The following is an 18,003-nucleotide window of genomic DNA, read 5'->3' as shown; positions in this document are numbered from 1 at the left end:
ATAGAAGGCTATGGATGGCCAAAATATGTTTACTGACCGGGCTGTTGATGACTCTCAGTGCCTGTCAGGTGACGAGGACGAAAGTATCCCTTGAGCCTTCGTCACAGCCATTGCTGGCCAGAAATCATAATCCTGATACGGATACGATACTGGCCTATCGTGATCGCTGGTGCGGCGTCTCTGATAAGGCGCGCCATCAGGCAATGGAAAACTTTGATCAGGATACGGTTCCCAGTCGCTTTGAACAATTGCTGATTGCCAGTTGTGAACCGGAACTCTATCCAGGAAAGATGGCGATTGCCGTCAAGAGCTTACAGCAGGAAGGAAGAGAAATGCCCACTTCAGTGGAAAACTTCACCTCCCTATTGGCAGTTTTTTCTGAGAGCCAGCAATTTCATCTGAATGAAATCGGCAAGTTGCAGAAGAAACTCGATCAGACCATACAGGCGATCAGTGATATCGAAGAAGGTATCAGTCAACGTAAGGAGGAGGTTAAGCCATGACAGAGACTGCACAATACGCGGATGTTCTGGTCGTGGATGACGATACGGGATTGCTACAGCTAATGTCCATGAGGCTGAAAGCTCTGGGATACAGCAATCGGCAGGTGACCAGCGGAGAGGAAGCGTTGGTGGAAATCCGTCGCAAGCCCCCGGCAGTGGTGATTTCCGATCTGCGCATGGAAGAAATGGATGGGCTGGGCTTACTGGACCAGATTCAGAAGCAACACCCGGGGCTGCCTGTCATCATGCTGACAGCGCATGGTTCCATCCGGGATGCGGTGGTAGCGACCCAGAAGGGGGCTTTTGCATTTCTGACCAAGCCTGTGGATCGCGAGGAATTGCGCGCTACTCTGGAAAAAGCTGTGGCATCCCAGAAGGGTGTTGAATCCGCAGGAAGCGGACTACCGGGATTTATTACCCGTAGTAGCAAAATGTTCCAGATTCTGGAACAGGCAAGACTGGTCGCCCAAAGCGATGTGAATGTAATGATTCAGGGCGAGAGTGGAACCGGGAAGGAAGTGTTGGCCAAAGCCATACACGAATTCAGTGCACGGCACAGTAAGCCTTTTATTGCCATCAACTGTGGGGCGATTCCGGAAGAGTTACTTGAGTCTGAGCTGTTCGGCCACGTCAAGGGGGCCTTTACCGGCGCTAGCCGGGACCATAAAGGTTTATTCCTGGCGGCTGAAGGAGGGACCCTGTTCCTGGATGAAATTGGTGATATGCCGATTCATCTGCAGGTGAAGCTGCTGAGGGTGTTGCAGGAGCGTCAGATCAAGCCGGTAGGTTCCACGGAATATGTGGACGTGAATATCAGGGTGATTTCCGCAACGCACAAAAATCTGCTCGAAATGATCGAGGAAAACTGTTTCCGGGAAGATCTTTATTACCGTCTTAACGTGGTGAATTTTGAGCTTCCCGCACTTCGTGAGCGAAGGGAAGACGTGCCTTTGCTGCTCAACCACTTTCTTGAGCAACTGGGGCAGCGATACAACCAGTCTGCCAAACGTGTAGCGCCGGAGGCGCTGGAGTGTCTGTTGGCATATCCCTGGCCAGGTAATGTTCGGGAATTGATGAACTTCAGTGAAAAATGTCATGCGTTGTCCGCCAGCCAGGTAATCTCCCGGGAGCTGGTATCACAAACCCTGCCGCAAAAGCAGAAGGTTCAGGATACACAGGTCAGTTTGTCCGAAGCCAAACGTCGATTTGAGCGTGAGTATGTAGAGCGTCTGCTCAATCAAGCCAGTGGGAGTATTCCCGAGGCGGCGCGACTGGCCGACCGGAATCGATCAGATTTCTTCAAGATCGTGAAAAAGCATGGGATTGATCCCGAACTGTATAAAAATAAGTCTGATGTCTCCTGATTTGGGATACCAACCACCATGATGACGATTACCACGCCGGCATTGCTGTTTCCGGCGATTTCTCTTTTGTTGCTGGCATACACCAATCGGTTTCTGGTCTTGGCACAGTTGATTCGGTCGCTTTACCGTCAACTTAATGAAACCAAAGAACACCACATGAAGGAGCAGATTCTTCATTTACGCAAACGCATAGTGCTGATTCGCTGGATGCAGACCATGGGTGTACTGGCATTTATCTGTTGTACCCTGAGTATGGGAACTCTCATGCTGGAATGGGAAATCGCAGGAGGCTGGTTATTGGGCATCAGCCTTGCCCTGCTATTTATCTCTCTGGTCATCAGTCTGGTAGAAATCCATATTTCGGGGATCGCACTGAGTATCCAGTTGAATAATCTGGAAGAGTTTTAGCACTGGGTCAGTTGTACCCTTGCAGATTCCGTCTTTCAGCTTAGGTTAAGGTTGACCGGCTATGCTGTGATCAGTAAGGCCAAAGCTTGATATATGGTTCCCCTCCATTTTTTTGTTTGGAAAAGAGAGGGGAGCCTGGAAAGGAGGATTGAGCTAGGAATAGAAGCTTTGAGTCTGGAATAGAGGAAGGATGGACGTGTTCAAAATCAACTTACAACGCCGTATTTCAAATCCGCTCATATGGTTAATACTGGGCTGCCTCTCTATATGTCCCGGCGCTTCCCAGGCTGTGGATAACCTTCCGATCCAACCGGAAAAGTTGAGATCCGCTGACCTTCAATATCAGGCCAGAAAGCTGTTTATTACTGCCAATACTCGCGTTCAGTTATCCTGGCAGAGCCTTCCCCAGGCACGCGAAAATCTTCTTGGCGTTGCCGATTTGATGCCGTTGCAACCCGACTCCGAAAAAGTGGCCTTAACCCAAATTGAAACCAGTGTGCTGGGCAGGAATACCCAGATTGATGCCTGGATGAATCCGAATGGCGGTATTTTACAGATAAGTTCCCTGCGTACCGGCCGTAAAGAGCGCTACCGGCGCTATCGTTATCTGCAGGATCAGGTGTATTCCATCAAACGTTTTCCTTCCAACAATCAGGAATCACAACAGGATTGGAGCCACTGGAGCAAAATTGGGGAAGACTATTATTCATTGCCGGGTGACAAACCCTCCGTCCCCTTGATGGAACCAGAGGGGCTGTTTTATCTGCTGAATATACTGGACTGGTCAAAAGTGGATTCTCAGCACAGGCTTTACCTGTTTGACCCTGACGGAATTGTGGAACTTACCCTGAAGTTTCTCGGGGATTCCCAGACCGAAGTGGATTATCAGCAAAAGTTACCGGATGGGTCTGCGCAACGTATCAAGGGAAAGGTAGCGACGCAGGAAATTTTGATGTCGGCGTCCCCATGGAAAGGAACAGGTCAGGCGGAAAATTTTGATTTTCTTGGTTTCAAGGGAACGGTCAGGCTGTTTGTTGATCCACAGAAGCAGGTAGTTGTGCTGATGAGGGGCGACATCGACGTCATCGGTGAAGTCGATGTCAGATTAAAGAACGCGGACTTCAAGTAGCCGGGACCCTATAGCGGATAACTTTGGAGAGTAACATGAAGGTAATAGCTGGCTGTTGCTTAACAATATTCATGATCCTGGGCGGCTGTGCCGGTCCCAAAGTCCTTGTCGATTATCAGCCGGGAACGAGTTTTCAGGGCCTGGACCGTTACGCGATAAATTTGAATGACGACACGACGTCATCCATGTCGCTGACGGATGAGCGGGTAAAAAATGCCGTTATGCTGTTCATGAGAAACAAGGGTTATACCCTGGTAGAGCCGACTGAGGCGGAAATTATCACTAGCTGGCATATCAAGAAAGATAAGGAAATCCGGCGTGAAGGCTTCAGCTATGGGATTGGTTATGGAATCGCCAGCGGTCACACCGGTGTGGGTATATCCATGCAAACCAGGCCTCCTGCCACAGAAGTGATACGTGGACGTTTGGTGTTGGAAATGATCGATCCTGCGACTTCCAGAGTGATATGGAGCGCGGAATCCACCGAACAGTTAAGTGAAGATGAAACACCCTCTGCAAGGGAAGCTGAAATTCGCCGTATTGTGGGGGAAATGTTGAAAGAGTTTCCACAGGCTTCCTGAGGCGATGTATTTCAAACTTGTGCTTCCAAAAGAGGAACATGGGTGAAGAACAGGAGCATAGGCGAAGAAAAGTGAAATAGGCGAAGAAAAGTGAAATAGGTGAAGAGAAGGGGAATAGATGAACAAGGGGGAATATATGCAGACTCTACCAAAGCTGATATTCATTAGTCTGACCTGTCTTCTCGTTACGGCGTGCGCCGGCGTTCAAGTACGGCAGGACTACGCCCCGGATTACGACTTTTCTTCTGTTAACACCTATGCCTGGGATACGGGGATGAATACGTCGGCCGGCACCTCCCAACCTGTTCCTCTGCAGACGCAACGAATTCATGCGGCGATTAAGCGTGCCTTGTCCGATCGGGGGCTTGTGGAATCAGACTCCAATCCCGATGTGAAGATTAAATCCAGCTACCGTATTGAGCAGCGAACCGAGTACCGTAGCTATCCTTCGCTGGGATTCTGGCATCGGGATCCCTTTGACCATGAGATAGTGTCTCACGATTATGAAGTGGGAATTCTGTCGGTGCAGATGGTCGATCCTTCCAGTAACAGAGTCATCTGGCAGTCTGAGGCCATTGAGCGGGTGGACAGTTACATGACCCCGGAAGAGCGAGATGAATCTGTCAGGCTGTCAATTCAGGCGATATTTAAAACATTTCCACCGTCAGGCGAGAAAAATTAGGGGATACAAAAATAGCCAACACAAAAGTTGAATGTTTGTTTCTTTTTGAGCTCTATATAATTTCACATCCATTTTGCTAACAGGCAGAATTTAAATAGACAGGGATGGTCGAGGTTGCTGTATCTGAAACAACCTTCCCGTAAGTTTTTCAGAGTCTCCTTATAATTCGGGGGGAGTAACCATGAGACAGGTGATCAGGGTTTTCTTGATCTTATCGATGATTGCTGTGGCCGGCTGTACCAGCCAGGGGTATCAAGACCCGGAACTGGTGGCATCCACGGAGTGCAGCACTATGTGGAGTGAGTTTCAGCAACGGGTGATTGCTGCCGGTGTGTTTGAAGCTCAGGATTGGCCCCTTCCCAAGTACCCTTTTCTACGTGTCGACCGAAATGCCAGCTACGCTTCCCGCCAGGGTCTTTCTTCCCAACAGCAGTACCGTTGGCTGCTAAAAGCCTACGAGAGAGGGCGTTTTGCCCGGGTGATCGAAAATGGCAAACTGGATCAGCCAATGGAGCTTGAGCCATTGGAAACCTGTCTTCGTCATGCGTTACCGACACTGATTGATAATCAGGATTTCTGGGACTATGTCCGTCAGCATCCGCGTCCGGATGCCTATTCGACTGCCCGCCGCCGGGCAGGTTTATTCCCGTTGTTCCAACCTATCATCAGCTGGCGGGTGGATGTCCTGAATGAAGAACTTTCGAAGGTCTTCCAGCACTATCAGAAAGATGATAGTGCTGTCTGGCAGCGATATGTGCATGGACAAAGGCCTGATTGGGAGCAAATTGTCGATATCTTCGATGAAAGTCAGCACCAGGACGAGCTTGGATTTCCAATATTCAGTGTACCGGAGAGTGATCTGCTTCTGGCTTATTACAGCCCCATCATAGAGCAGGAAAACGGCCATCCTCAGGATCGTATCGGAGCGCCTTACCTGAGTGATGGACATTGGAAAGTGGATGAACAGCCTAACCTTTACACATTAGTAACGGCGACCCGCTGGGAGGGCGAGTGGGTGCCCCAGTTGGTGTATGTCTGGTGGTATGCGGGTCGTCCCAAACGACATCCCTTTGATATTCTCGGCGGTGAACTGGATGGTTTGATGTGGCGGGTCACATTGAACTGGAAAGGCGAGGCGCTCTTTTACGATTCGGTACATCCATGTGGTTGTTATAACAAGTGGTTTCCAGCCCAGGAAGATATTCACTTTGAAGGCAGCCCCAAATCTGAAGAGGCGCTTGCCGTTTTCCCTGTGCAGTCTCCCGGACCTGATTACCGGCCTGTGGTGCGATTGAATAGCCGACAACACTATGTGGTTGGCTTAGAGTTTGAGAAGGGGCCTCAGATCAAGCCGGGGCAGGGTTACCAATTAATACCTTATGACAACCTGCGTCTGGAGCCGGCAGGTGAAGATTATCTGTTCGGACCGGACGGACTGGTTCCGGGCACAGAGCGGTTGGAGCGCTGGTTTATCTGGAACATGGGAGTTGTGGCCGCCGGTTCCATGCGCCAATGGGGAAATCATGCCACCGCTTTTGCCAGCCGGCGGCATTTTGATGACCCGGAATTGTTCGAACATTATTTCGTATGGCAGCCTCAAATACCGGAATAGTTATTTTGTTAACAGAACTGCCACTCGATTAATAGAACTGCTACCCGGGCACAAGAACAGCTAATACCTGATCGGCTACTCAGGCAACGGTTCTTTTTCCACGTATTTCCAGGCGGCCATCAGCAGGCTTGCGGTCCAGGGAGTAAAGAGCAGTACATTGGCCAGAATTCTCTGACTGTATCCAGGCCAATCATGTAACCAACCGAATTGCATGATACCGACAAAACACAGCGAGCCGATGACTCCTGTAACAATGGAAAGCGGGACCCATTGAGACAACAGTACACGGTCTGACCAGGTGTCATTGAAATAAGGAGTAAGCGCTGCAGTGACAGCGAGCACCCCTAATACTGAAGCACCGACAATAGAGCCCCAGAACAGCGGGGCCGATTGGTGGGAACTCCAGCTCAGCAGAGGGACAATCAATGCCCATCCCAGGGTAACCTTGAACATTACGGATATTCGTTCGCGGGACGTCAATTGATGATGAGCCTGAAGCCAAAAGATCATCAAAGCGCCGAGAATGATACCTGGACCAAAGCGGGCGATATAGTTAATGAGCGGCCCCGGTTTCATAAGCTCATGGATGACGAAGCAAGCGGTTCCGTCTCCAATGCCACCGATCAGGGCAAGCATGATAGATGTCTGTATATTTGAGAATGGGCTGGCGACTGCTTCTCTGCCGGCTGGGAACGAACGTGCAATCAGCATGTCAAGGCTCCTCCGCAGGTGCATGACGGGAGGACAGAAGAGTTGTCCTCCCGTCATGCATTATACGCCTGCAATGAGAAGCCTGTCTGTGGCCGCTACAAGTTTTTAAGTTCGCGTTTGAGTATCTTGCCTGTGGCTGTCATGGGCAGGGAATCGCGGATTTCGACCACCCGGGGATATTTATAGGCAGCCATACGTTCCTTGCACCAACTGATCAGTTCTTCTTCTGTCAGGCGCGCCCCTTCATTGAGGATGACAAAGGCTTTTACTTCTTCGCCGTATTGGTCGTCAGCGATACCGACCACGGCAACCAATGAAATGGCCGGGTGCTCCAGAATGGTTTCCTCCAATTCCCGGGGATAGACGTTGTACCCTCCCCGTATGATCATGTCTTTTACCCGATCGACGACAAAAATGTAGCCTTCATCGTCCATATAACCGATATCTCCGCTATGGAACCAGCCGTTGCGAATGGCATCTGCGGTCGCATCGGGGCGGTTAAGGTAGCCTTTCATGACATTGTGGCCGCGAATCGTAATTTCGCCTTTTTCTCCCCTGGGTAATTCCTCGCCATTGTGGTCTACGATTTTGATATCCACCCCCCAGATGGGTAGCCCTATGGATCCGGGTTTACGTGGTTTGTCCAGCAGATTGAAAGACGCCACCGGTGAGGTTTCCGACAATCCGTAGCCTTCCAGAATGGGAACATGAAATTTCGCTTCAAATCCTTTAAGAATCTCCAGCGGCAGTGAAGAGCCACCCGCGCCGCACAGGCGCAGGGTTAAGCGTATTTTCTCGACTTGCTCTTCACTCAGTTCCACATTGTGCAGCAGCGCCCAATACATGGTGGGCACTCCACAGAAAACAGTGATCTCTTCTGTCAGCATCGCTTGTACCACTGCCTGAGGATCGAAGCGGGGTATCAGGACCATCTTATTGCCGTTATAGAGGCTGCCGCACATTTGCACCGTTTGACCAAAGGTATGAAAGAGCGGCAGTACGACCAGCTGATTGTCATCGGTCCGGGCGTTACTCAAGCGGGCAAACTGGACGACGTTCAGGAAGATATTGGCGTGGGTGAGTTCCGCTCCCTTGGGCTTGCCGGTGGTACCGGATGTATACAGGACAACAACGGTATCGTCCGCTTGGGTGACCACATCCAGTGGAGTAGGAGGGGATTCAAGCAATGTGGAGAAATGGCCCACTGAGCCGGAATCTACCAGATTGGCTCCGCTGTCGATCAGCCAGAAGTGCTGGCAGTCCGGCGTGTTGTTGAACGCCTCCCAGCCTCTTGGGCCGAAAGGCAGCTCCTGATTGCCTTCGAAACAGATATAGCCTTTGGCTTCGGAATCTTTCAGATGGTAGATGATCTCCTGGGCACTGAGCAGAATATTCAGTGGTACGACGACTGCACCGGCTTTGACTATACCGAAATAGACCAATGGAAAATAATGCAGATTGGGGCAACTAAGGGCAATACGGTCACCGGGCTGGATGCCGGCGGTAATCAATCCATTGGCGATTTGATTAGTCATGTCACGAAGCTGGGCGAAGGTCAGGCGAACATCTCCGCAGACGACGGCTTCCTTGTCCGGGAGATTCTTGGCACTCTCTTCTAATATCGTGGCAAGGTTAAGCATCGATGGACTCCTTTCATTATTATCTTTATGTGGCGCTCCGCTGGGAGCGGTCAGAATTACAAATACTCGCTTTGTCCAGGATATGGAAGAGTGAAAGGTAAAATTCACGATAGATTGGCGAAAATCGCCAATCTTATAAATCGCACGCGATGAAGTGTTATCACACGGGCCTGAGAGAGGTGGGAAAAAGCTGTTGGCCCGTGAATGAAAAAGCTCGTAACAGAAAGGCTTGTAACAAATTAAGGCTTGTCACAAATTCGGAAGAAGAGCCAAAGCCCTAAGCCCGTACTGAGAGTCTCCTAACTAAATAAGCTATCCGGTTCGGGCGGCAGTGAGCCTCAGTTGATACTGACGAAGTCGCTGCCACCCCCCCAGAGCAATGGAATTTCCTGCAAGCACCAGGAACAATCCGGTAAAGCTCATCGTGTTCCATTGGTAGTTTTCCACCCAGGACGAAATGGTCAGGGCCACAACGGGAAACATGACAGTGGCATAGGCTGCCTGGTTGGCTCCCAGACGTGCCACCAGACTAAGGTAAGTGGTAAAGCCGATAATGGACCCAGGGATTGCCAGATAGAGCAGACTCCCCAGGTAAACCGGTTCCCGGCTGATTGACCAGGGGGTGCCGGTCACCACAATACAAACCAGCAGAATCAGTGCACCGTAGATCATCGCGTAAGCGTTGGTTGTCCAGGGTTTCAATCCGTTGCGGGTGTGTCGTACGGACACCATATTCCCCAGGGAAAACAGGAATGTGCCGACAGCGCAAAGGCCCAGGCCGAGCAGGGTCTGACGATCAAAACTGTCGCCCAGAATGCTGTCCCAGAACAACATGATGAGTCCTGCCAGACCGAACAGGGTGGCGACGATGACCGCAGGAGCGATCTTCTGTTTCCAGATCAGGCGATTGTTAAAGGCATTAAATAAGGTCGCCAGTGAAAATACGACTGAAATCAACCCGCTGACAATATAGCCGCTGGCGTAATAAAAGCAGATAAAATTAAACGAAAACAGACAGGCTCCCTGTAGGAGAAAAAAACCATGATCCTTTAAGCTGGTGGTCTGTCTCTTATTCAACAGCATCAGGAGTGGTAAGAACAGCATTCCTGCGAGGGCGAATCGATAAAAAATGGATATAAGCACTGGAACTTCGCCTACCTGGAAATGAATGGCCAGCCAGGTCGTTCCCCAGATAAACACAGTGGTAAGGTATAAAGCTAAATTCATCGTTTGGATTCCGTTCAATACAGGATAAAGAGCCCCAATCAGGTAGATTGATCCCGGGAGTTATCAGCGTACTGCGGGAGTCAGGTATATTACGCGCAGGAAATTGCGGAAATTAGCAAAATCTTGCGGTTTTCTTCGAAACGATAGAATTTACCGGGTTGTACAACGCGACGATTCGACATATTTTGGCTCTATGCAAAGAACTCAACTAAACAATGTCAGAGATGCCCTGAATGGCTCAAAAGCCACGCAGTTGGATTACTGTGTCCTGAATCAGGATCTGTCATTGGCCCATTGGAGTAATCAGCGGGACAGAGTCAGCTACCATAAGGTCGGACATCACACGGTAAGCCTTTATTTGACTGGGGGGAATGATACCCACCGGCTGGATATGCCGAGTGCAGGTAAGGGCAGCCCCGGGAAACTTTGCCTGATGCCGGCGACACAGGATTCTGAGTGGGTGGTGGGTGAAGGGCAGGAGTTTGTTCATTTCTACGTTTCTGACGCCGCGCTAAAGTTCTTTGCCCTGGAATCATTTGATATCGACCCCCGTCTGGTCAGACTCCCCGATCTGACATTCGCAGATCATCCGGAACTCGCACGACTCTGCCATTCTGTGATGAATGTTCCCTGGCATGCTGTCAGTGAGCGTTTACATCTCCAGCAGGCATTTTACGGCGTCATGGGGTGTTTGATTCAGGCCTTTGTTCGCCATCAGCCGGTAACTGAAGCACTCAGGGGAGGGTTGAGTCGCCGCCAGCTAACGTCGGTGATGGAATATATTCATGCCCACGCCGGCGAAGAGATACATCTGGAAAAGCTGGCCACTGTCAGCGGCCTGAGTCTTTTCCATTTTGCCCGGATGTTTAAGCAGAGTACCGGTCTGACGCCCCACCAGTATGTCAGTAAAATCCGTGTACGGAAGGGAATGGAAATGCTCCAGAAAGGATATGGCCAGGCATATGTGGCTGCTGCCTGCGGTTTCTCCCACCAGAGCCACTTTGCTGCCCAGTTCAAACGGGAGTACGGCGTGACCCCTGCCAGATTGATACGTGAACTGTGTTGATATGTGAGCTGTATTGATACGTGGGCCATATTGTTACGGGAACTCCTGTTGCTATACGTGAACTACCACTATTACTGGTAGTACGATCTATATTCCATTCTTACAGGTAAAACTCCTTTCTGATCAAAAAAAACACGAACATGTCGTAGCCTCTCCCAATTAATTGGCTTATCCTTACCCTATAAAGGGCAACATTCTTTCATCTATTCTGTATTGGAAATGCGGGTCATGAGAGATGCCGGTAAAGGTTTATCGCTATTACTGATTGAATAAAAAGTTAAAAACTCCCAGGGAAAGATTAGAACTACATAATAATTATTAGGCTCTTGTTGTATTTCTCAGAATCTTCAGAGCCATTCCACCGCAAGTTTTTGGGTTGGGAAATTGATCAAGACCCTGCAAAACGATGGTGAAAGATAGCTTGATTGAATTATTGAGACCAGCCAGTGAAACGGCGCTTGCTATTCCGGGCTCCGCCCTGGAGACAACGTTGGAAGCTGCTCTGGACTACATTCCTGATATGGTCTTTGTTAAGGACCAGAATTTCGTTGTGCGCTTGGTGAACAAGGCATTCTGCGAAAAAACCGGTATTCCCCGTCACGAAATCATCGGAAAAACCGCTGCTGAATTGTTTGATCCCGATATGGCCGAAACCTATCAGAGGACTGACGATGAAATCCTGGCGACCGGTAAATCTGTGCGGGCTGAAGTGTGGGTGGTGCATCGGGGAAGTCGGCGCAAGTGGCTGCTGGATACGATGAAGATGCCTATTTTTGATTCGCAGAATAATTTCCAGGGTATTTTTGCCGTCAGCAGGGATATCACCCAGCAGAAGCAAAGGGAAATGGAGCGTGACTCGTTGATCACCAGTCTCCGGGATACACTGGAGATGCTGCAGAAACAGAGTGAAGCTCTGAAGAAAATCAATGAACAGCTGAATGATATGGCGATTACGGACGCCCTGACCCAGGTCGCCAATCGACGCTTCTTTGATCGCCAGTATGATATTGAGTGGCGCCGCTGCCGCCGGGAAAAGTCACCTTTGGCTTTGTTGCTGATTGATGTTGATCAGTTCAAGATCTATAACGACAATTTCGGGCATACCGCGGGAGATGAGTGCCTGCGCCGGGTGGCAAACGTACTAAGCAAGCAGATCGGCCGACCGGGGGATATCCTGGCTCGTTTCGGGGGAGAGGAGTTTGTGGCCGTGCTGCCCAATACCAAGGATCACCTCGGGGAAATGGCAAAGCGTTGTCTGGAAGCGGTGCAGAAAGAGAAGATACCCCACGCCAAGGCGGCAATTCATCCGGTAGTGACTATCAGCATTGGCGGTATTGTCGGTTATCCCCATCATTTGGATTCACCTCTGGAATTGCTGGATCTGGCGGATCAACACCTTTATCTGGCAAAGCAGCGAGGGCGTAATACCTACACGCTGATGGAAGAGTAGAGTTACTCCGTTATCCCTGGATCAGGATAGGAAAATGGGAAGGATCCTGAAGCGGCCATAGCTAATGCAGCAACAAACATCCCGCTAAATTCCGCGCGACGGAAGCGGAATAAATTCCAGATTATCCCCAGGGATCTCAGGAAACTCGCCGTTCTCCCAACGTTCTCTCGCTTCGTTGATTTTTTCTCGGCTATAAGCAACAAAGTTCCAGTGGATATAGGGGGTTTTATCGAACTTTTCACCTCCCATCATGATCAGGCGCGCACAACTGTTTACTTCTATGCCGGGTTCGGAATCCAGCAATACGAAATCGCCTGGACGATATACTTGTCCGCCAATGGTGATTTCACCGTATTGGATATAAACAGCTGCCTCTAAAGCCGGGTCCGGGTGCTCAATGTTGACCCCACTTTCAGCCAGAATATCCAGATAGAACATCTCGGAAAATGTTTTAACCGGCGCTGAGTGCCCAAAGGCATTTCCAGCGATCAGGCGCATCATCAGGCCTTCTTTCATGATATGGGGGAGCGCTTCTTTTTTGACGTGAGTAAAGCCTGGATCGATATCCGCCTTCTCTTCGGGAAGAGCCACCCAGCACTGGAGTCCGTTCAGGTTATGGTTGTTGGCTCTGACTTCGAGCGTTTCGCGCTCGGAGTGGACAATGCCTTTTCCTGCCGTCATCCAGTTGACATCGCCGGGATAGATTTCCTGGACATTCCCCAGGCTGTCCCGGTGCAGAATGCTGCCTTCAAACAGATAGGTGATCGTCGCCAGGCCAATATGGGGGTGTGGTCTTACATTAACGCCTTTACCTGCAGGGAAGTCGGCCGGCCCCATGTGATCGACAAATATAAATGGCCCCACCATTTTCTTTTCAGCGTGAGGGAGTATGCGTTGAACCGTAAATTCCCCTAGATCCGCTTCCTTGGCTTTTAATAGTGTAGCCATGTTGGTCTCCTTTGATGTCGATAGACTCTAAAGGTTAGGGCTGGGTACCTCGTCCTCGAGTGGTTCCGGCCGGGTCGACTTGCGATCAATGAAGTGACGCACCAGATAGTAGAACACTGGTGTCAGCAACAAACCGAAGAAGGTTACCCCAATCATACCTGAAAATACGGCGGTACCCATGGCCTGACGCATCTCAGCCCCGGCCCCGGTGGAGATGACCAGGGGAACAACGCCCATGATGAATGCCAGGGAGGTCATGAGAATGGGCCGTAATCTTAAATGGCAGGCTTCCTTGACGGCCTCAATGAGACTCATACCTTCCAATTCTTTATCTTTGGCAAACTCGACGATCAAGATCGCGTTTTTGGTAGCGAGACCCACCAGAACGATCAGTCCTATCTGGGTGAAGATGTTGTTGTCGCCTCCGGAGAGAATGACGCCGGTCATCGCTGACATCAGTGTCATCGGCACAATCAGGATTATCGACAGCGGTAGCGTCCAGCTTTCGTATTGCGCGGCCAGCACCAGAAATACCAGCAGAACTACCAGGGGGAAAATGTACACAGCCGTGTTACCCGCCAAAATCTGTTGGTAGGTCAGGTCTGTCCATTCAAAGCCGAAGCCATTGCCCAGCTCTTCTTCGAGAATCCTGGTGATTACCGCTTCAGCCTGTCCGGAGCTATAGCCTGGGGCGGGTCCGCCATTAATGTCGGCAGCGGTATAGCCGTTATAGTGCTGTACCATGTCCGGCCCGGCGGTGTGCCGAATCGTGACAAAGCTTCCCAGGGGAATCATCTCTCCATCCGCATTGCGAACTTTGAGCCGGGTAATCTGTTCTGCTTCCTCCCGAAAACGTGCTTCCGCCTGGACTTTCACCTGATAGGTACGGCCAAACTCGTTGAAGTCGTTTACATATAAGGAGCCCAGGTACACCTGCATGGTGGCAAAGGCATCGTTGAGGGACACGCCGTGAGACTTGGCTTTCTCCCGGTCCACATCGACTTCGATCTGCGGGACCTTCACCTGGTATCCCGAGAAGACCTGCGTCAGCTCCGGACTCTGCCAGGCCCTCTGCAATACCCGTTGAGTCTGTGCATAGAGTGCTTCATAACCCTGGTTAGCGCGGTCTTCTATTTGCAGCTTGAATCCGCCGATGGTGCCTAATCCCAATACCGGAGGTGGAGGAAAAATGGCAAGGAAGGCTTCCTGTATACCGAACAGTTTCTGGTTCAGGGCACCGGCGATTGCCCCGGCGGAAAGACTTGGATCTTTTCGTTGATCAAAGGGCTTCAGGGTGACGAACACAATCCCTGCATTGGGGGCAGCAACAAAACCGTTAATGGAAAGACCTGGAAATGCCACCGCAGATTCCACACCCGGATGTTCCAGAATAATCGAGGACATGCGGCGAATGACTTCTTCGGTACGGTCCAGAGTTGCTGCATCAGGCAGTTGCGCAAATGAAATCAGGTACTGCTTGTCCTGTTGTGGAACAAAACCAGTGGGTGTGGTGGTGAACTGATGGTATCCCAGGTAAATCAATCCACCATAGATCAGCAGAATGATGGCACTGCCCCGAATGACCTTGTGAACGGACCAGGTATATCCATGCGATAACCTGCTGAAAAAGGCATTAAACGGACGGAACAGCCAAAATCCGAAAACACCGTCCAGCAACCTGGTCAACAGGTCTTTCTTGGCATCATGTGGTTTCAGCAGTAATGCTGAAAGAGCCGGGCTCAGCGTCAGCGAGTTGATGGTTGAGATAATGGTCGAGATCGCAATAGTCAGAGCAAACTGCTTATAGAATTGACCTGTCAGCCCGGAGATAAATGCTGTAGGGATAAAGACGGCGCTCAACACCAGTGAAGTGGCGATAATTGGTCCGGTCACCTCGCGCATGGCTTGCTTGGTCGCTTCAATCGGCGGCTTGCCAAGGTGGATATTTCGCTCGACATTTTCCACCACCACGATAGCGTCATCCACCACGATCCCGATCGCCAGAACCAGCCCGAACAATGACAATGCATTCAGGGAAAACCCAAACAGTTGCATGATGGCAAAAGTCCCGATCAGGGAAACCGGCACCGCGACAAGGGGAATGATGGACGCCCGCCAGGTCTGCAGGAACAGGACCACCACGATCACCACCAGCATGATGGCTTCAAGCAGTGTTTTCACCACGGCTTCAATAGAGCCGCGAACGAATATAGTCGGGTCATAGACAATGTTGTAATCCACCCCTTCCGGGAAAGAGGCTTTGAGCTCTTCCATTTTGGCTCGTACATTGTCGGAAATTTCAATGGCATTGGAGCCGGGGCTTTGGAAGATCGCGATGGCTGCCGCGGGCTTGTTGTCCAATAGGGAGCGCATGGCATAGCTGCTGGAGCCAAGCTCCACTCTGGCAATATCCTTGAGGCGGGTGACGGCTCCGTCATCACTTACCCGGACAACGATATTCTCGAATTCTTCCACATTATCCAGCCGTCCTTTCACACTGACGGTCAGAGTAAAGTCACTGGCGGTGGTTGCCGGGGGAGCGCCGATTGTACCTGCGGCAACCTGCCGGTTCTGTTCCTGGACGGCGGCGATCACATCCGTGGTTGCCAGATTCAGGGCGGCCACTTTTTCAGGATCAAGCCAGATTCGCAGCGCATATTCCCCTGCGCCGAAAACCAGTGACTGGCCGACTCCCTCTATCCTGGCTAGCTCGTCTTTGACGTAGAGCTCGGCATAGTTGGACAGATACAGCATGTCGTAGCGGTTATCCGGTGCCAGTAAATGGACCACCATGGAAAGATCAGGAGAGGATTTTTCCGTCACCACGCCCAGACGCTGAACTTCCTCAGGTAGTCGAGGCAACGCCCGGCTGACCCTGTTCTGGACGGCCACCTGTGCATCATCCAGATTAGTGCCCAGAGCGAAGGTCACCGTAATTCCCAGAGCACCATCAGAGGTGGACTGGGAGGACATGTACAGCATGTTTTCCACGCCGTTGATTGCCTGTTCCAAAGGAGAGGCGACGGTTTCAGCGATGACTTCAGGGCTGGCTCCGGGATAGTTGGCACGTACAACCACCGTCGGGGGGACAACTTCCGGATATTCCGTAATGGGGAGTTGAAACATGGAGATCAAACCGGCGATCAGAATCAGAAACGATAATACGCTGGCGAAGATCGGCCGCTGAATAAAAAATTGTGAGAAGTTCATCGTCCTTTAACTCTCAGTTGCTTCCGTGGTCGCTTTGCCGGCCACAGGTGAATTTGCCAGGTGGTTGTCAGCTCTCAGGGCATCCAGAACTTCAGGCTCCGCCATAGGAGCGTCTTCCGGTTGCACCTGACTGCCAGGGAACACCCGCTGCAGTCCTTTGATCACGATTTTGTCATCCGGATTAAGGCCGGAACGTACCACTCTCAGGCCGCTGACCTTGGGCCCCAACTTGATGGCCCGGTATTCCAGGGTATTACCTTCCCCCAGGACCAGTACGAACTTGTTATTCAGGTCCGTGCCGACCGCACGGTCATTAATCAGAATGGCCTGATAGCGGTCACTGCTCACCAGTCTTAAGCGAGCGAACAGGCCCGGAGTGAACTGGTTATTCTGGTTCTCGAAAACCGCCCGTACACGGATAGTGCCGGTTTGTGGATTGACCTGGTTATCCACAAAATCCAGTTTTCCGACATGGGGGTAACCCTGTTCATTGGCTAACTGCATTTGCACTGAACGGTTTGCCTGTCCGCTTTGGTTATGAAAGCGCAGGTAAGCCTGTTCGTCCACATCGAAGTAGGCATAGACCTTGTCCATTGAAACCAGCGATGTCAGTTCGGTCTCGCCATCGGAGACGTAGTTTCCTGCGGTAACCTGGGCACGGGAAACACGGCCGCTGATGGGGGCGGTGACGCGGGTAAAACTCAGGTTGAGCTTGGCCACATCCAGCGCTGCTTTAATCGACTCTACGTTGGCCTGGGCCTGATCCAGATCGGCGCTGCGTGCTTCCACCTGTTCGATGGCAATAGCACTCTGTTTCCGCAGGCTTTGGGCACGGTTTAAATCGCTGTTGGCCAGTTTGAGCCGGGCTTCTGCACTTTTAAGCTCAGCATTGAGCCGGTTAACTTCCGCCTGATACTGGCGGGGATCAATGAGGAATAACAGATCGCCCTGTTTGACGATAGAGCCTTCGGTAAACAATACCTTGTCGATATAACCGGAAACCCGAGGTCTCAACTCAACCGTCTGGGGAGCCTCCAGGCGGCCGGTATACTCGTCCCATTCACTGATGGTCTCATACAGCACTTTCGCCACTGTCACCGGCATAGGTGGCATTTTCCCGCCGGCAGTTTGTGGTGGAGGCGAGGACTCATTACAGGCCGAGAGCAATAGCAGAGCCAAGGAGAGCAGCGCTCCTTTCAGTCCTTTGCTTAACATAATTAACCTATCAGTGTATTTGGAGAGATCGGGGGACTTTAAGAATAAGACTCTCGTTGTGGAGATACCAGTGACAGTTAGTGATTTATCTGTCATGGCAAGCACTTGGGTCTGGTGGGGAGAGGCTGTCAATTCAGTGTGAACAGACCCTGAGTGTGGGATATGTTGAAGTGAGAGTTTTGGAACTGTTATTAAATAGGTGATAGCCCTGCAGCTTTGACGACACCAACGGGAGCTTGTGAGGGTACGCCGGTGAA

Annotated in this window: 15 protein-coding genes; 9 read left to right on the top strand and 6 right to left on the bottom strand. The window is 51.0% G+C overall.

What is annotated here, in order from left to right:
• Nucleotides 1-14: 14 nt before the first annotated feature.
• The 7 genes from BTA51_RS11980 to BTA51_RS11950 all read left to right on the top strand — a co-directional run bounded on the left by BTA51_RS11980 (nucleotide 15) and on the right by BTA51_RS11950 (nucleotide 6,279).
• On the top strand, nucleotides 15-503 hold the full coding sequence (locus tag BTA51_RS11980) for a hypothetical protein (protein WP_094707695.1): 489 nt from the start codon (nucleotides 15-17) through the stop codon (nucleotides 501-503).
• Nucleotides 500-1,867: a sigma 54-interacting transcriptional regulator gene (locus BTA51_RS11975; RefSeq protein ID WP_094707694.1), complete on the top strand. Its 1,368-nt coding sequence runs from the start codon at nucleotides 500-502 to the stop codon at nucleotides 1,865-1,867. Before BTA51_RS11980 ends, BTA51_RS11975 begins: the two co-directional genes overlap by 4 nt.
• A gap of 18 nt (nucleotides 1,868-1,885) precedes the next feature.
• On the top strand, nucleotides 1,886-2,275 hold the full coding sequence (locus BTA51_RS11970; protein ID WP_210404821.1) for a DUF2721 domain-containing protein: 390 nt from the start codon (nucleotides 1,886-1,888) through the stop codon (nucleotides 2,273-2,275).
• 196 nt (nucleotides 2,276-2,471) lie between these two features.
• Nucleotides 2,472-3,404 (top strand): hypothetical protein, encoded by a 933-nt coding sequence (locus tag BTA51_RS11965; protein WP_141215588.1) that lies wholly within the window; start codon nucleotides 2,472-2,474, stop codon nucleotides 3,402-3,404.
• Between the two features lie 35 nt (nucleotides 3,405-3,439).
• Nucleotides 3,440-3,985, top strand: a complete 546-nt coding sequence (locus tag BTA51_RS11960; protein ID WP_094707692.1) for a DUF4136 domain-containing protein — start codon at nucleotides 3,440-3,442, stop codon at nucleotides 3,983-3,985.
• Between the two features lie 136 nt (nucleotides 3,986-4,121).
• Nucleotides 4,122-4,667, top strand: a complete 546-nt coding sequence (locus BTA51_RS11955; RefSeq protein WP_168188146.1) for a DUF4136 domain-containing protein — start codon at nucleotides 4,122-4,124, stop codon at nucleotides 4,665-4,667.
• Nucleotides 4,668-4,848: 181 nt separating this feature from the next.
• Nucleotides 4,849-6,279: a hypothetical protein gene (locus BTA51_RS11950; protein ID WP_094707690.1), complete on the top strand. Its 1,431-nt coding sequence runs from the start codon at nucleotides 4,849-4,851 to the stop codon at nucleotides 6,277-6,279.
• Between the two features lie 75 nt (nucleotides 6,280-6,354).
• Here the strand turns inward: BTA51_RS11950 and BTA51_RS11945 are convergent, their stop codons facing one another.
• The 3 genes from BTA51_RS11945 to BTA51_RS11935 all read right to left on the bottom strand — a co-directional run bounded on the left by BTA51_RS11945 (nucleotide 6,355) and on the right by BTA51_RS11935 (nucleotide 9,857).
• Nucleotides 6,355-6,990 (bottom strand): hypothetical protein, encoded by a 636-nt coding sequence (locus BTA51_RS11945; RefSeq protein ID WP_094707689.1) that lies wholly within the window; start codon nucleotides 6,988-6,990, stop codon nucleotides 6,355-6,357.
• A gap of 95 nt (nucleotides 6,991-7,085) precedes the next feature.
• On the bottom strand, nucleotides 7,086-8,630 hold the full coding sequence (locus tag BTA51_RS11940; protein ID WP_094707688.1) for a long-chain fatty acid--CoA ligase: 1,545 nt from the start codon (nucleotides 8,628-8,630) through the stop codon (nucleotides 7,086-7,088).
• Between the two features lie 312 nt (nucleotides 8,631-8,942).
• A complete protein-coding gene (locus BTA51_RS11935; protein ID WP_094707687.1) occupies nucleotides 8,943-9,857 on the bottom strand; it encodes a DMT family transporter in 915 nt (304 codons plus the stop codon).
• Between the two features lie 193 nt (nucleotides 9,858-10,050).
• Here BTA51_RS11935 and BTA51_RS11930 point away from each other — a divergent pair, with 193 nt between their 5' ends.
• The gene (locus tag BTA51_RS11930; protein WP_094707686.1) at nucleotides 10,051-10,923 is read left to right on the top strand and encodes a helix-turn-helix domain-containing protein; all 873 of its coding nucleotides are present in this window, start codon (nucleotides 10,051-10,053) and stop codon (nucleotides 10,921-10,923) included.
• Nucleotides 10,924-11,344: 421 nt separating this feature from the next.
• Nucleotides 11,345-12,373, top strand: coding sequence for a diguanylate cyclase domain-containing protein (locus tag BTA51_RS11925; RefSeq protein ID WP_168188145.1), 1,029 nt, complete (start codon nucleotides 11,345-11,347; stop codon nucleotides 12,371-12,373).
• Between the two features lie 84 nt (nucleotides 12,374-12,457).
• Here the strand turns inward: BTA51_RS11925 and BTA51_RS11920 are convergent, their stop codons facing one another.
• The 3 genes from BTA51_RS11920 to BTA51_RS11910 are packed head-to-tail and all read right to left on the bottom strand — an operon-like array spanning nucleotide 12,458 to nucleotide 17,746.
• Nucleotides 12,458-13,321: a pirin family protein gene (locus tag BTA51_RS11920; protein ID WP_094707684.1), complete on the bottom strand. Its 864-nt coding sequence runs from the start codon at nucleotides 13,319-13,321 to the stop codon at nucleotides 12,458-12,460.
• 27 nt (nucleotides 13,322-13,348) lie between these two features.
• The gene (locus tag BTA51_RS11915) at nucleotides 13,349-16,531 is read right to left on the bottom strand and encodes an efflux RND transporter permease subunit (protein WP_094707683.1); all 3,183 of its coding nucleotides are present in this window, start codon (nucleotides 16,529-16,531) and stop codon (nucleotides 13,349-13,351) included.
• A gap of 6 nt (nucleotides 16,532-16,537) precedes the next feature.
• Nucleotides 16,538-17,746, bottom strand: coding sequence for an efflux RND transporter periplasmic adaptor subunit (locus BTA51_RS11910; protein ID WP_141215587.1), 1,209 nt, complete (start codon nucleotides 17,744-17,746; stop codon nucleotides 16,538-16,540).
• Nucleotides 17,747-18,003 lie beyond the last annotated feature (257 nt).

This window comes from Hahella sp. CCB-MM4 (assembly GCF_002260525.1).
Classification (GTDB): Bacteria; Pseudomonadota; Gammaproteobacteria; order Pseudomonadales; family Oleiphilaceae; genus Hahella.
The sequence above is the reverse complement of the archived record's forward strand: the minus strand, read 5'-3'. Positions and strand labels throughout refer to the sequence as shown.